The sequence below is a fragment of the Vreelandella zhaodongensis genome (assembly GCF_013415115.1).
Classification (GTDB): domain Bacteria; phylum Pseudomonadota; class Gammaproteobacteria; order Pseudomonadales; family Halomonadaceae; genus Vreelandella; species Vreelandella zhaodongensis.
Window position 1 is genome coordinate 454,902 of the sequence record NZ_JACCDD010000001.1, and the last position, 14,432, is coordinate 469,333.

A 14,432-nucleotide genomic window follows, 5' to 3' on the forward strand; every position below is an offset into this window, starting at 1 on the left:
AGGGGGCGTAATAGCTGGTTGTTATCTATTACGATTAAATCTGAGTACGATTAAACCTGCTACAAGCCCCCAGAAAGCGCCGCCAATCCCCAGTAGGCTGATGCCTGAGCCAGTTAGCAAAAATGTGACAATGGCTGCATCTCGATGCTCACTTTTTTCAAATGCGCTCGCCAATCCGCTACTGAGAGTTCCCAACAGGGCAATGCCCGCCAGTGCCATCACTAGCGTGGTGGGAAGTGCATTAAATACGCCAGTCACAGTGGCGCCAAACATCCCCATGACAATGTAGAAAACGCCAGCAGCAACACCGGCGGTATAACGCCTGTGTGGATTGGCGTGGGCGTCTGGCCCCATGCACACGGCTGCGCTGATGGCCGCCATATTGAGTGCATAACCACCGAACGGGGCAAGCAGTAACGTCGTAGCGCCGGTCCAGCTAATTAGTGGCGAACTATTCGGTCGGTAGCCCGCTGCCCGCAATACGGCCACGCCAGGTAAATTTTGGGTGGCCATGGTAATGACAAACAACGGTATGCCGATGCTAATCAGCGTGGTCAGGGAAAAGGCCGGTGCAGTGAATACTGGCACTGTGGGTGTTAATGGCACTCCCTGGACATTTAGCTGCCCCTGCCATATTGCGACGACAATGCCTGTCAGCAGCACGCCGGGTACGGCCAGCGTTGGCCAGAGGCGTCGGCCAGCCACCCAGGCTGCCAGCATGGTCAGCGGCAATAGCCACTGGTTTTCCATTTCGCTAAACAGTGCTAGGCCAAAGCGTAGCAAAATGCCCGCCAATAAAGCGGAGGCAATTGCGCTTGGGATATAACGCATCAAGCGTTCGAATAGTCCCGTTACGCCACACAGTGTCATCAATAGTGCGGAAAACAGAAAAGCACCAATGGCTTCTTCAATGGGAATACCAGGGAGGTTAGTCGCCAGGAACGCCGCCCCAGGAGTAGACCATGCCGTGAGTAGGGGCATTCGATAGCGTAACGATAGCCCTAATGAGGTGATGCCCATGCCAATTCCAAGTGCCCATAGCCAGGAGCTGATTTGAGCAGTGCTAGCTCCAGCGGCCGCGGCCGCTTGGAAGATGATGGCGGCTGAGCTGGTGTAGCCAATCGTGACGGCCACAAAACCGGCAGTCACGGTCGAGACGCTGATGTCTTGCCAGAAGTTAGTTTTGCTCGTGTCGTTGGAATGCAGTGTTTGTGGCGCTTCCATGGGATTACCTCGCTAGCGCTTTTGTGCGCTATAGCGCACGGATGCGGAAGGCTAACATCGTGCGCAATAACGCACAAGCTTTGTGTGCCCCGTGTGCATTGCCGAGGGAATCGGTAAACTATCTGGGTGAATACCTAGGAGAGCCACATGGCAAGTGAGCCACACACCATTGCTGAACATATAGCGGGAACTGTTAAAAAGCTGCGCAAAGATCGCAGTTGGAGCCTTGACCGCGCTGCTGGTGAAACAGGGGTGAGTAAAGCCATGCTGGGACAGATAGAGCGCGGCGAGTCTAGTCCAACGATATCGACGCTATGGAAAATTGCTAGCGGCTTTCGGGTGTCTTTTTCAACCTTGTTTGATGGTGATAAGCCTGGGCTAGGAGAGCTACATCGGTACGGGTGGGAGTCAGTGTGGGGCGATGATAGCGCTGGCATGCAGGCGAGATTGCTATTCCCGTACGATCCGCTGCTGGGCTTTGAAATGTTTATGATTGAACTGGCGCCTGGCGCAATAAGTGAATCTTCTGCACATGCCAGCGGGGTGGTGGAGCATATTGTTGTAGTAGAGGGTGAGATGGAGTTGCGTATTGATGAGCGTTGGCAAACGCTGCGAGAAGGCGAGGGGCTGCGCTTTTTTGCCGACAGACCCCACGCCATGCGCAATAGCGCTGATACACGGCTAAGGTTTCATGACGTGATTCACTATTTGCCAGGGGCGGCTTCCGGCACCTGAGCGCCGGGGACTTGAGAGCGTAACCAGTTGAGCTCATCGGCCCAAATGGTGGGGTCGATGGTTTCCAAAATCATTGGAATACCGTGAATACGATGATCCTGCATAATTGTCGTAAACGCATCTAACCCAATATTGCCTTTGCCTAAGCTGTGGTGTCGGTCAACGCGACTGGCGAAGGCGCTCTTGGCATCGTTCAGGTGCATGCCGCGCAAATACTCAAACCCAACGACTTGGCCTAGCTCGTCGAGCGTGGCTTCGGTGGCTTCAGTGGTGCGTAAATCATATCCAGCGGCGAAGGCGTGGCAAGTATCAATACAAACCCCAACACGGGATTTATCGTCAACGTGAGCAATGATTTCTGCTAGGTGCTCAAAACGCCAGCCTAGGTTGGTTCCTTGGCCAGCGGTGTTTTCGATGACGGCTGTGACTCCTTTTGTATGTCCCAAGGCTTCGTTAATGGAGTCAGCGATGCGTTTGAGACACTCAGTTTCGCTGATTTTGTTCAGATGGCTGCCAGGGTGGAAGTTCAGCAGTGTGAGGCCTAGCTGTTCGCAGCGTTGCATTTCATCTAAAAATGCCGCGCGGGATTTTTCAAGCCCAGCGGCCTCTGGATGGCCTAAGTTAATCAAGTAGCTGTCGTGGGGCAAAATCTGCTCAGGGCTGAAACCGTGGGTTTGGCAGGCCTGTTTAAACGCGGCAATGGCGTCATCGGTTAACGGTTTGCCTTTCCATTGACGCTGGTTTTTAGTGAAAAGTGCAAAGCCATTCGCGCCAATTTCTACCGCGCGTAACACAGCTTGGTCAGCGCCACCTGCTGCGCTTACATGAGCACCGAGATAGTGCATGGTATTCCTTAGATATTATGTAGAGGATAGGTGAATTTAACCGTGGGGGTGTCGATTATTCAAATAGCGTTGGAAGACTTCAGGTTCATCGGTAATCGCGCTGGCTATTCCCCAACTCCAGCGGCTTTCGAACGCACTTGGATCGTTGGCGGTGTAGCATAGAATTTCATAACCATCACGGCGCATGGCTGCAGCCTGGGTGTGTTTTAAGCGCGGCCAGTGAGGGTGAATGCTAAAGGCATCGATGGCCTCGCATTGGTCACGCCAGGTAGGCGGTGCGCTGCCAAAAAGTACGCCTAGCGCGAGTGCTTCTTTTGGCGCAGTGTGGCGACATCGAGCCAGCGCGCTGGCGTCAAACGATGACACGATCAGCCGTTCGGGGGGCAGTGCTGCTAATACGATTGGCAGCACGGTATCGACCAAAGCGATGGGGTCGCGGCCTTTGTTGACTTTGATCTCTAAATTTACTCCCATACCTAGCTCGTTCAATAGCGTCAACATGGCCTCAAGACTGGCCATTTTTTCACCTGCAAACGAATCGCCAAACCAACTGCCAACATCCAGTTTCTGAGCTTGCTGCCACGTCAGGCTGGCTAGTTCGCCACGTCCATCTGAGCATCGATTGATATCGCTATCGTGCCAAATAACCGGCGTGCCATCGCCAAGGAGTTGCACATCCAGTTCAACCCAATCAGTGCCTGCTTGATGGGCGGCGCGCACTGCCGTTAAGGTGTTTTCAGGGGCTGCGGCAGAGTAACCGCGATGGGCAATAAGTGCCGGTAACGAGATTGCTGGATGCGTCATAGCCCGTCCGTTAGTGAGTAAACGATAAGCGTTGTAGCCAACATTTTAGCTAGCTTAGCATGAGTGCATGACAGCAGTGTGTCGAACACTGGAGTGGCCAAACGCTCTAATGGCTTGATTTAAGGTGCGCAACGCGGTTGGATAGCTGGATAAGCTATTTTCAATAATTAACAATAGGAGGCCGTTTTAATGTCCAAGCGTATTCAGTTTTCTAAAACCGGTGGTTCGGACGTGCTGGAATGGGTCGATGTCGAGCCTAAAGCACCCAGTGCAGGCGAAGTGCGCATTGCTAATAAAGCTGTGGGCCTTAATTTCATTGACATTTATTTTCGAACGGGGCTCTATCCCGCGCCTTCAATGCCCTCTGGCCTGGGCACGGAGGGCGCTGGTGTTGTTGAATCCGTAGGAGAGGGTGTTACCCACCTAAAAGAGGGCGACCGCGTTGCCTACGCACAAGCGCCTTTAGGTGCTTACGCTGAGCTGCATACGCTATCGGCAGATAAAGTCGTCAAACTACCCGACTTTATCGACTTTGAGACTGCCGCTGCCAGCATGCTGAAAGGATTAACGGTGCAGTACCTGCTGCGCCAAACCTATGCGCTTAAAGGCGGTGAAACCATCCTGTTTCACGCGGCCGCCGGGGGCGTCGGTTCAATTGCCTGCCAGTGGGCCAAGGCGCTGGGTGTTAAGTTAATTGGTACCGTTAGCTCAAAGGAGAAAGCTGACCTTGCTATGGCCAACGGCGCGTGGGCGACAATCAATTACAGTGAAGAGAATGTCGTCGAACGGGTGCGCGAACTAACCAATGGCGAAATGTGTGACGTGGTTTATGACTCCGTGGGTAAAGATACCTGGGAAATGTCGCTGGACTGCCTAAAGCCACGTTCGTTGATGGTGAGTTTTGGTAACGCTTCCGGCCCGGTAGACGGGGTGAATATTGGCATCTTGAATCAGAAAGGCGCGCTGTTTGTAACGCGCCCAAGCCTAAACGGCTACGCTGACACCCGTGAGCGTCTTGAAATGATGTGCGACGATTTTTTTGCCATGATCGAAAGTGGCAACGTGCGTATTGATGTCGCCAATCGCTATCCGCTCCAGGACGTAGGCAAAGCGCAGGATGCTTTACAGGGCCGTAAAACCACTGGCTCGACTATTCTGCTGCCTTAGCCCGAATGACGGTGGAGCGAAAGCGGCGGTGGCTCAGTCGCTACCTAAACGTGTCTTTGATGGCGTTAAAACCTGGCCTTGCCAGGTTTTTTTGCTGTTGCCCACCCCTGTTGTCGTGCTGTTTTCCTGGGGCTATACGGTCGTATAGTCATCGTCTACCGTATTGCAAGGTAATTGGTGAATTCGTCGAGCGTCCCAGCATATGGATGTGAACATTGGGAGAGGGACATCGTATGAACATTGAAAGCATTGGACTTGCCCCTAGTACGCTTGTCTTTATCGTTTTAGGGATAACGCTTGCCGCTTTTATGTGGGGGCGGTTTCGCTACGACTTAGTCGCACTGGCGGCGTTGCTGGGCTCGGTAATGCTTGGGTTGGTACCCGCTGATCAGGCTTTTATGGGGTTTGGGCATCCAGCGGTGATTACGGTGGCGGCGGTATTGGTACTTAGCCGTGGGTTTGAGCGCTCTGGTGTGGTCGATATTATCGCCAACCAAGTGTTGAAAGTAGGCGAACGACTGCTACTGCAGCTGTTGGTGTTGGTCGGTACAGTGGTGGTGCTGTCTGGGGTGATGAATAACGTAGGGGCACTGGCGTTGCTGTTGCCCGTGGCGATGCGGCTTGCTCGTGAACATAATACATCGCCCTCACTGCTATTAATGCCGCTGGCGTTTGGTTCGCTGCTAGGCGGTCTAACCACATTAATTGGCACACCGCCCAATATTATTATTTCCGCTTATCGAGGGAGCGTCACCGGTGAAACGTTTGGCATGTTTAGCTATACGCCCGTTGGTGCTTTAGTCGCGATAGTCGGGTTGTTGTTTATTGTGCTGATTGGCTGGCGCTTGACACCGAAACGTAGCGGTCAAGCCTCTACCGATGAGATGTTTGATACGGCGAATTATTTGGTCGAACTTAAGGTGTCAGGTGATTCCAAAGCCTGTGGGTTAACGCTCCATCAGCTTTACGACGAACTAGAAGAGACTATTCCTATCTTGGCGGTAGTGCGTGACGATAATCGCCGTGCAGGCTATTCATTTTATGGAGTGCTGCAAGAGGGCGATATCCTACTACTGGAAGCAGGCCCAGATGAGTTGAAGTCGCTGGAAGACAAGGTGGGGTTGAGCGCCATTGCCGATCCAAAGGAGCCAAGTGACAGTAGTTCCGTTGATGCTGAGAAGGAAGAGGACGCGTCCAATAAAGAGTCTCCCCAACCGGTGGATACTGAAGGTTTGCAGCTAATTGAAGCGGTGGTGCGTAACGATTCAATCATGGTCAATCGCAGTGTTCGTCAACTGAGGCTAAATCAGCAGTTTGGCTTGCACTTAGTGGCAGTCGCGCGTGACGGCGGACGTTTAAAACAGCGCTTGCGGGATATTCGCTTTCAAACCGGCGACGTACTGCTGTTACAAGGCAGTGAAAATGAAATTGCAGATAGCTTATCAACCTTGGGGTGTTTGCCGCTCGCTAACCGCGAGTTGCACCTAGGTCAGCCCCGAAAACTGGCGATGTCGATCGGTATTTTTGCGTTAGCAATTTTGGCAATGCTATTTGACTTGCTGCCAGCCGCTGTTGCTATGAGCACTGCTGCGTTAGTGTCGTTGCTTATTGGGGTACTGCCTCTTCGAGAAGGCTACCAGGCAATTGATGGTCCTGTCATTGTGTTACTAGCCGCCATGCTGCCCGTTGGGGAGGCGCTTGAAACCAGCGGCGGAGCCGATATTATTGCCGATGCGCTGCTTCGGTTTGGTGTTGAGTGGCCCATTATTGTTTCATTAGTGGGACTGTTTGCGCTTTCCATGCTGCTCTCCAATGTGGTCAATAACGCCGCCGCCGCCCTATTGATGGCCCCTATTGCGGCCAGTCTTGCCAGTGGTTTTGAGGTATCGTTAGACCCCTTTTTGATGGTCGTGGCTGTTAGTGCATCTTGTGCGTTTTTAACGCCGATTGGTCATCAGTCGAACACACTAGTACTTGGCCCTGGGGGCTATCGGTTTGGCGACTATTGGAAGCTTGGCCTTCCGCTTTCATTAGTGGTGATGATCGTGGCTATACCGGCCATCCTATGGGCTTGGCCGTTGTAATCGCGGCCATCAATAATTGGTTTATGGTGAGAGGGCATGACTGCTTTCATGTTCGCATTATTGGAATTCGAAAATTTTGCTACTCTATAGCACTTAGAGATCAATAAATAACGAACAGGCTAGGCTTATGAACCAACAGTTTCGCCAGGATGCCATTGTCGAGCTGGTCCGCCAGCACGGCTATATGAGCATTGAGCAACTGACCGATCACTTTGCGGTAACACCACAAACCATTCGGCGTGATTTAAACACTTTAGCCAATGAGGGACGAGTGCGTCGGGTACACGGTGGTGTTGGCGTAGAGTCGAGCACCGTTAATACTGCTTACAGTACGCGTAAAACACTGCATTTAGACGAAAAAGAGCGTATTGCACGCTGCTTGGCGCAGCATATTCCCCACCACTCATCGTTATTTATTAATATAGGCACTAGCAATGAAATGATCGCCCAGGCGTTACTTGAGCATCAAGGCCTGGAAATTATCACCAACAACCTGAACGTTGCGGCTATTCTTCAACATAAAGAAGATTTCACTGTGATTATTGCTGGTGGGCAGGTGCGCTCGCGTGATGGCGGTATTATCGGTGAAGCGACCATTGATTTTATCAATCAATTTAAAGTGGATTACGGGATCATTGGCATTAGTGGTATTGATGAAGATGGCTCGTTACTCGAATTTGATTACCAAGAAGTACGTGTTGCCCAGGCCATCATTGCTAACTCGCGGCGCATCTACCTAGCAGCCGACTACTCTAAGTTTCACCGCAATCCAGTCGTCCGTCAGGGTAATATCTCGCAGCTCGACGCTCTGTTTACCGATCGCAAGCCGCCTGAGCCTATTCAACAGCTGTTGAATCAGCATGGAGTAGCGCTGCATATTGCCTAACTCACACGCCTCATTTATACCCCTAACAAACGTTGACATGCCGCAGGGAGTGATGCTCGGTAAAGTTAAGTGGTTTCATACTTGAGCATTTAAGAAGGCTGGAGTAGCCTTGGATGATAATAAAGCGAATCAAAACATACAAAATCGAAAGACCCTACAACAAAGTGAACATGATATGTCCTCCTTTATTCTCGCCATCGATCAAGGTACGACCAGCTCACGCGCCATTTTATTTGACCGTCAGGGCCAAATAGCCGCGGTTGCTCAACAGGAATTTCCACAGCATTTTCCTCAAGATGGGTGGATTGAGCATGACCCTGAAGATATTTGGGACTCGGTCATTGCTACCTGTCGCGAGGTGTTGGTAAAAGCCAACATCTCGCCAACACAGATTGATGGTATTGGCATTACTAACCAACGTGAAACCACGGTGGTATGGGATCGAGAAAGCGGCAAGCCGCTTTATAACGCTATCGTTTGGCAAGACCGTCGTACATCAGACCTCTGTGAGACCCTGCGAGACAAAGGCCATACAGACGCCGTGCAGTCCAAAACAGGATTACTCATTGATCCCTATTTTTCTGCCACTAAGCTTGCTTGGATCTTAGATAACGTCGAGGGTGCTCGCGGTCGAGCCCAGCAAGGTGAGTTATTATTTGGCACTATCGATAGCTTCTTGATTTGGCGGCTAACCGGCGGCAAGCAGCATGTTACCGATGCCACCAATGCCTCGCGTACAGCAATTTTTAACATTCATAATCAAACGTGGGACGACGATCTTCTCGCGTTGTTTAATGTTCCCGCCAACATGCTGCCTGAAGTAAAAGATTCCAGTGATGATTTTGGGGTTACCGACGATCATTGGCTAGGTGTGCCGATACCCATTGCTGGTGTAGCGGGGGATCAACAGGCTGCATTGGTAGGGCAGGCTTGCTTCCAGCCAGGTATGGGGAAAAGCACTTACGGCACCGGTTGCTTTATGATTGTGAACACAGGGGATACTGCCTCGGTATCACAGAATCGATTGCTGACGACCATTGGCTACCGAATTAATGGCAAGCCGACCTACGCAATGGAGGGCAGTATTTTCGTGGCAGGCGCCACTGTGCAGTGGCTGCGAGACGGTTTAAATTTATTTGCTGATGCCTCTGAGACAGAAGCATTAGCCAAAGAGACTCGTAGTGGCCACAGCGTCTACTTGGTGCCAGCGTTTACAGGTTTGGGGGCACCGCATTGGGATCCTAAGGCGAGAGGGGCAATCTTTGGCCTAACACGCGACACGGGGATTGCTGAAATTGTGGCGGCGGGACTCCAGGCGGTGTGTTACCAAACCCGCGACCTGCAGCACTGCATGAATGATGACATGGAAGCCTCGCCGGGCAACTTACGGGTAGATGGTGGCATGGTAAAGAACAGCTGGGTAATGCAGTTCTTAGCCGATATGCTTAATGTTCAGGTAGATAGGCCCACGATTCTTGAAACCACTGCTCTGGGCGCTGCGTATTTGGCTGGCCTGCGTTTAGGATGGTATGACACGCTTGAAGAGATTGAGCAGCTATGGCGCTGCGAAAAAAGCTTTACGCCTAAAATGGAAGAAGCGACGCGTGAGCAGTTATATCAGGGGTGGTTAGATGCGGTAGCCCGAGTGCGCTCTAGCTAAGTGCCTTAACACAACTAATCGGGCACTGAGCATAGGTAACCACTGATTCGATAGGATCTCAGTGCTCGTCAACGTATACATAAGCACTTAATAGCAATCAGCTTCTATGTAAAAAGCCGCTATCTTTAATAGCGGCTTTTGTGTGTTTCTGTCATGTATCGTTAGCGATGGGCTAGACGTCAGTTAATCGACTTCGGCTGGCGCTACGTAGGGTCGAGAGGTATCTCGGTTTTCGGCAAAGTACGTCGCAAAACGCTCTTCTGCTTGGTCTCCAAACAGCACACGGCAAGCTTCTTTAAGCCCCTTAGAGTGGCGCAACTGCTCATGGTGAACAACGAGCGAGACTTTGGCTCTTCGGCGCAAGAAATCTTCCAGCTGGGTAATCATTTCATGATCCCGAGCATGCTCTAGTTCGCAGCGAATATATTCGGTGCCTTCAATGAGAATATCGGCCTCTGTAGGGTCTTGGCGGATTTTTTCTAGCATTTGTATGGCCTGCTCTGCATAGCGACGCCATAATCGCGAGGATAAAGGCTCGGTGGATGTTGGTGCGGTCATCGCATCTAGGTTCATCCGTTTGGCCTGATCCATAAACTGCTGTTTGACTGGCTCGGGCGGTTCGCCGTACCAGCGATAGTTAATATCACTGAGGTTAACGCCTAGTCGAACCACTTCTTCTGCAATCTCATCTCCAACATTCAAACAGTCAGTTAATTTTCCGCCAAAAATACTGATATGAGCACTGTCAGTATTGGTATCAATGACATGTTTACGGGACAGCTGAAGAAAATCACGATCGCTGCCTTGATCCGCTTTAATGGCAAGAGGGCGAACGCCACAGCGTGTTGAAATAATATCGTCTTGGGTCAGCGGCTTATCTAACGTTAGGCGCTTATTGATATTTTCCAAGACAAAATCAATATCCTCAGCAGTGACATCGACTTCAGGATGCTCCATGTGAGTATCGGTGGTGCCAATACAAGTGCGATTACCCATCGGGATAACAAAAAACAGCCGTCCATCGTCAGCAAAGAACGCAAGCACTCGTTTCGTTTTTGTTAGTTGTGGGACTATTAGGTGAATGCCTTTTGAATAAAGATGCTGATGGGTGGTTTTCTCACCAGTGAGGGCGTTGTGTTGATCTACCCAGGGGCCAGCAGCATTGATTAGTACTTTTGAACGAATGCTGAAGGTGTTGCCATCCATCACGTTACGAACTTGCGTTACCCATCTGTCGCCTTCGCGCTCTGCGCCAAGTGACTCGACGTAATTGGTAGCCACCGCTCCATAATTGAGTGCATGACGTACGAAATTGAAGACAAAACGAGCATCGTTATCGTGCAAGTAGGCATCGGAGTATTCGAAACCTCCTACCGAACCGTCAACATCAATAATGGGTTCTTCTTGCTTGATTTTTTTTGGGGAAAGTAGCCGAGGAAGCTTGGTGAAGCCGTTGCCCATCAGCCAGTAAAGCCAAGTGCCCGCCCATAAATAGCGCGGCGAGTGACGGAAACCTTTAGTAATCGTTGTCAGGAAACGAATTTCCTGAACGGTGGAAGGGTAACTTTTAATCAAGTGATTACGGCTTTTGCACAGCTTTCTAACGAGTGCAAAATCCTTGCTCTCCATATATTTAATGCCTCCCCAAACTAAGTTGGAAGAGTGCATGCTGGTACTGCCAGCAAAGTCGCCACGGTCTATAAGGGCAACTTTCGCCCCTTTACCGGCCAGTGCGGCTGCGGTTGCTGCACCATTGATGCCGCCACCGATTATCAGTGCGTCAAATTCATCAGTGTGCAATTTCTCGATATTACGGTTACGCAGTTTCATAGCGGTTCCAATTAACAAAGAAAAAGCCCCGTTTTAGATAGCGGTCTCAACACCACAACAAAGCATACAAGCCTGTATAGACCGGCAAGCTTTGCGGTTATCTGCTTGCCGCTGATGAAACCCGATTTTTCAAGCCTGGAAAGGGCGGGTTATGACCCGCCCTGCAAGGATTAGCGGGTACCCGCTGCCATCCAGGCTTCCATCATTTCATCGTAAGGAACGGTTGTTCCTTGTGGCATCTCATCATCAAGCTTGGCTTTTGGTGAGCCTTCTTGATCAAGCCAGTATTGCGGGTCGCGCTCTTCGTTCAGCACTGGGGCATAGCTGTCGAAGACATTAGCGCGAGCAAGCCGGCTCATGGTGCTGTCCATGGCGGCTGCTAGGTTGTCGAGACCTTCTTGTGGTGAAACTTCACCGCTCATGACAGGGGCCAAATTCTGCCACCACAGCGGTGCCATGCGCGGGTAGTCAGGTACGTTGGTACCGGTAGGTGTCCAATTGGACTCGTTAGGGCTACGGTAGAACTCCACAAGGCCACCGAGTTTGGGGGCCATCTCGGTCATCTGATCGGAGAAAATGTCAGATTCACGGATCGGCGTTAGGCCGTGCATTAGTTTCTCAAGCGATACCGACTTGGAGACAGTAAACTGACCGAACAGCCAAGCCGCCGTACGGCGATCTTCAGGGGTTGAGTCAAAGAAGGTCCAGGAGCCTACATCTTGATAGCCTACTTTCATGCCTTCTTCCCAATAAGGGCCGGTGGGAGAAGGTGCCATGCGCCAAAGTGGGTTGCCTTCATCGTCGGTGACCGCTACATCAGGATCGGTCATATCCGCAGTGAAGGCGGTATACCAGAAAATTTGCTGTGCAATATGACCTTGTGCAGGTACTGGACCTGCTTCACCAAAGGTCATTCCCTGCGCTTCTTCAGGGGCGTAGTTATTGAGCCAATCAACGGCTTTTTGCATGGCAAAGACAGAGGCCGGCGCGTTAGTGCCTCCGCCACGAGTTACGCTGGCACCTACCGGCTGGCTATCTTCGTTGACACGAATACCCCAGTCATCTACTGGATTGCCAAAGGGTACGCCAGGGCTACCCATGCCAGCCATGGAGAGCCAGGAGTCATGGAAACGCCAGCCTAGGGATGGGTCACGGCGGCCGTAATCCATGTGGCCATACACCCTGGTGCCATCAATTTCCCCGACATGTTCAGTAAAGAACTCGGCAATATCTTCATAGGCTGTCCAGTTGGTGGGAACACCCAAGTCATAGCCGTAAATATCGTGGAACTGCTCTTGTAAGTCTTCACGCTGGAACCAGTCATAGCGGAACCAATACAGGTTCGCGAATTGCTGTGCTGGTAATTGATAGATGCTGCCATCGGGCCCTGTGGTGTATTGGATGCCGATAAAGTCATCCAGATCCAGGGTAGGTGAGGTGAAATCTGCCCACTCGTTCTCCATCGCTTCAGAAAGGTTGATGGTGGTGCCGTAGCGAATATGTGTACCAATCGCATCAGAGTCGTTGATAAAGCCGTCGTAGATACTGTTACCAGACTGCATCTGGTTCTGCATCGTATCGACCAAGTCGCCTTCGTTAATGATGTTGTGGGTGACTTCGATGCCGGTAAGTTCTGTAAAGGCTTTGGCTAATACGTCACGCTCGTACTCGTGGGTCGCAAGTCCCTCAGCTACTGTCTGGATGCTCATTCCGCGTAGAGGCTCCGCGGCCTGTGCAAACCACAAAAGTTCTTCGATTTGTTCTTCACGGCTAAGCGTTGAGTTTTGGAAATGCTCATCGACTAAGCGCTCGGCGACCGCTCGCGCATCGTGATCGTCTGCAAGCAGTGAGCCTGATGCAAGCATAAGACTCGCCGCGAGGGTAGTGAGTTTAAATTTGTTATTACGCATGTTGACCTCGTTTTATTGTGCTCTTCCCTGAAGTATGGGCGTCCTTGATACTGCCGTACTTAACGCTAAGGCTAGTTCTGCCAGGGGGAGCCCTGGCGTTGCTGAAGGCTAACCCCAGCGCATTAACACCAGCAGCCATACTGCTGATAGTGCTAGTGCAATCCAGATCGAGAAGGTGGTGAAACCTATGAACCCCAAGTGAATAAACGCAGCCGATAGCAGACCGATGAATAGCCGGTCACCACGGGTAGTGCTAATGGGCAAAAAGCCTTTGCGTTCTACTGTGGGGGATAGAATTTCCCAAAGCGTCATGCCAGCCAGCATGGCGGCTATCGATGAAAAGAAAATGGCTGTTGGGGTTGTCCATACCATCCAAGACATGGTGGCGGCTCCTTAGGTACGGCCTAGGGCAAAGCCCTTGGCGATATGGTTGCGAACGAAATAGACCACCAAAATGCCAGGGACTATGGTCAGTACGCCTGCGGCGGCCAGCGTTCCCCAGTCAATACCTGATGCCGTTGATGTGCGCGTCATAATCATGCCGATCGGCTGGGCGTTTGTAGATGTCAGTGTGCGTGCCAGTAGTAACTCAACCCACGAGAACATGAATAAGAAGAACAGTACGACGCCGATGCCAGAGCTAATCATGGGAATGAAGATCTTGACGAAGAACTTCGGGAAGCTATAGCCATCGATATAGGCGGTTTCGTCGATCTCCTTGGGCACGCTACTCATAAAGCCTTCTAAGATCCAAATGGCCAGCGGAATATTAAAGAGGCAGTGCGCTAAGGCGACGGCAATATGCTTATCAAACAGTCCCACCGAGTAGTAGAGCTGGAAGTAGGGCAGCAGGAAGACCGCAGGCGGTGCCATCAAGTTGGTCAGTAGCCAAAAGAAAAGGTGCTTGTCACCAATGAACTTGTAGCGACTGAAGGCATAGGCGGCAGGTAGCGCCACGAGCATGGTGATTACCATATTCATTGATACGTACAGCAGTGAATTAACGTATCCCATGTACCAGCTGGAGTTCGTTAAAATTCTGGTGTAGTTATCAAACGTTATGTTCTGCGGCCATAGCGTCATGGAGCCGAGAATTTCACTATTGGTTTGCAGCGACATATTGATTAGCCAATAAATTGGCAGAATCATTAAGAACAAATATAAGCCGAGCAGCAGTCTAGAACGCAGCCGACTACGAGCGTCACGCTTACGGCGCTTGGCCGACACTTCCTTGCTGAAAATAGTGTTGTATTTTTCACCCTGCTGGGTGTTTTCTAAATGGTACAT

The 14,432-nt window shown here is 51.2% G+C and carries 12 protein-coding genes; 5 read left to right on the top strand and 7 right to left on the bottom strand.

Annotated elements, in window-relative coordinates; all coding sequences use genetic code 11:
• Positions 1 to 21: 21 nt before the first annotated feature.
• Positions 22 to 1,224: a benzoate/H(+) symporter BenE family transporter gene (locus tag HZS79_RS01980; RefSeq protein ID WP_179926926.1), complete on the bottom strand. Its 1,203-nt coding sequence runs from the start codon at positions 1,222 to 1,224 to the stop codon at positions 22 to 24.
• A gap of 147 nt (positions 1,225 to 1,371) precedes the next feature.
• On the opposite strand from HZS79_RS01980, the gene HZS79_RS01985 reads away from it, so the two are divergent.
• The gene (locus tag HZS79_RS01985) at positions 1,372 to 1,959 is read left to right on the top strand and encodes a helix-turn-helix domain-containing protein (RefSeq protein WP_162218484.1); all 588 of its coding nucleotides are present in this window, start codon (positions 1,372 to 1,374) and stop codon (positions 1,957 to 1,959) included.
• On the opposite strand, the gene nfo is transcribed toward HZS79_RS01985, so the two are convergent.
• Both nfo and HZS79_RS01995 read right to left on the bottom strand, forming a co-directional pair.
• Positions 1,929 to 2,804, bottom strand: coding sequence for a deoxyribonuclease IV (gene nfo, locus HZS79_RS01990; RefSeq protein WP_179926927.1), 876 nt, complete (start codon positions 2,802 to 2,804; stop codon positions 1,929 to 1,931). The genes HZS79_RS01985 and nfo overlap by 31 nt on opposite strands.
• A gap of 36 nt (positions 2,805 to 2,840) precedes the next feature.
• Positions 2,841 to 3,608: a glycerophosphodiester phosphodiesterase family protein gene (locus HZS79_RS01995; RefSeq protein WP_179926928.1), complete on the bottom strand. Its 768-nt coding sequence runs from the start codon at positions 3,606 to 3,608 to the stop codon at positions 2,841 to 2,843.
• 189 nt (positions 3,609 to 3,797) lie between these two features.
• On the opposite strand from HZS79_RS01995, the gene HZS79_RS02000 reads away from it, so the two are divergent.
• The 4 genes from HZS79_RS02000 to glpK all read left to right on the top strand — a co-directional run bounded on the left by HZS79_RS02000 (position 3,798) and on the right by glpK (position 9,405).
• The gene (locus tag HZS79_RS02000; RefSeq protein WP_179926929.1) at positions 3,798 to 4,775 is read left to right on the top strand and encodes an NADPH:quinone reductase; all 978 of its coding nucleotides are present in this window, start codon (positions 3,798 to 3,800) and stop codon (positions 4,773 to 4,775) included.
• Between the two features lie 233 nt (positions 4,776 to 5,008).
• Positions 5,009 to 6,859, top strand: a complete 1,851-nt coding sequence (locus HZS79_RS02005) for an SLC13 family permease (RefSeq protein ID WP_179926930.1) — start codon at positions 5,009 to 5,011, stop codon at positions 6,857 to 6,859.
• Positions 6,860 to 6,986: 127 nt separating this feature from the next.
• Positions 6,987 to 7,745, top strand: a complete 759-nt coding sequence (locus HZS79_RS02010; protein ID WP_162218479.1) for a DeoR/GlpR family transcriptional regulator — start codon at positions 6,987 to 6,989, stop codon at positions 7,743 to 7,745.
• 175 nt (positions 7,746 to 7,920) lie between these two features.
• Positions 7,921 to 9,405 carry a glycerol kinase GlpK gene (gene glpK, locus HZS79_RS02015; protein WP_179926931.1) on the top strand — a complete coding sequence of 495 codons (1,485 nt, stop codon included), beginning with the start codon at positions 7,921 to 7,923 and terminating at the stop codon, positions 9,403 to 9,405.
• A gap of 183 nt (positions 9,406 to 9,588) precedes the next feature.
• On the opposite strand, the gene HZS79_RS02020 is transcribed toward glpK, so the two are convergent.
• The 4 genes from HZS79_RS02020 to HZS79_RS02035 form a co-directional block, all read right to left on the bottom strand.
• Positions 9,589 to 11,235, bottom strand: coding sequence for a glycerol-3-phosphate dehydrogenase/oxidase (locus HZS79_RS02020; RefSeq protein WP_162218477.1), 1,647 nt, complete (start codon positions 11,233 to 11,235; stop codon positions 9,589 to 9,591).
• 170 nt (positions 11,236 to 11,405) lie between these two features.
• Entirely contained in the window at positions 11,406 to 13,145 is a 1,740-nt protein-coding gene (locus HZS79_RS02025) for an ABC transporter substrate-binding protein (protein WP_162218476.1), read from the bottom strand.
• A 108-nt stretch (positions 13,146 to 13,253) separates the two neighbouring features.
• The gene (locus tag HZS79_RS02030; RefSeq protein WP_162218475.1) at positions 13,254 to 13,526 is read right to left on the bottom strand and encodes a DUF2160 domain-containing protein; all 273 of its coding nucleotides are present in this window, start codon (positions 13,524 to 13,526) and stop codon (positions 13,254 to 13,256) included.
• Positions 13,527 to 13,538: 12 nt separating this feature from the next.
• Positions 13,539 to 14,432: a carbohydrate ABC transporter permease gene (locus HZS79_RS02035; RefSeq protein ID WP_162218474.1), complete on the bottom strand. Its 894-nt coding sequence runs from the start codon at positions 14,430 to 14,432 to the stop codon at positions 13,539 to 13,541.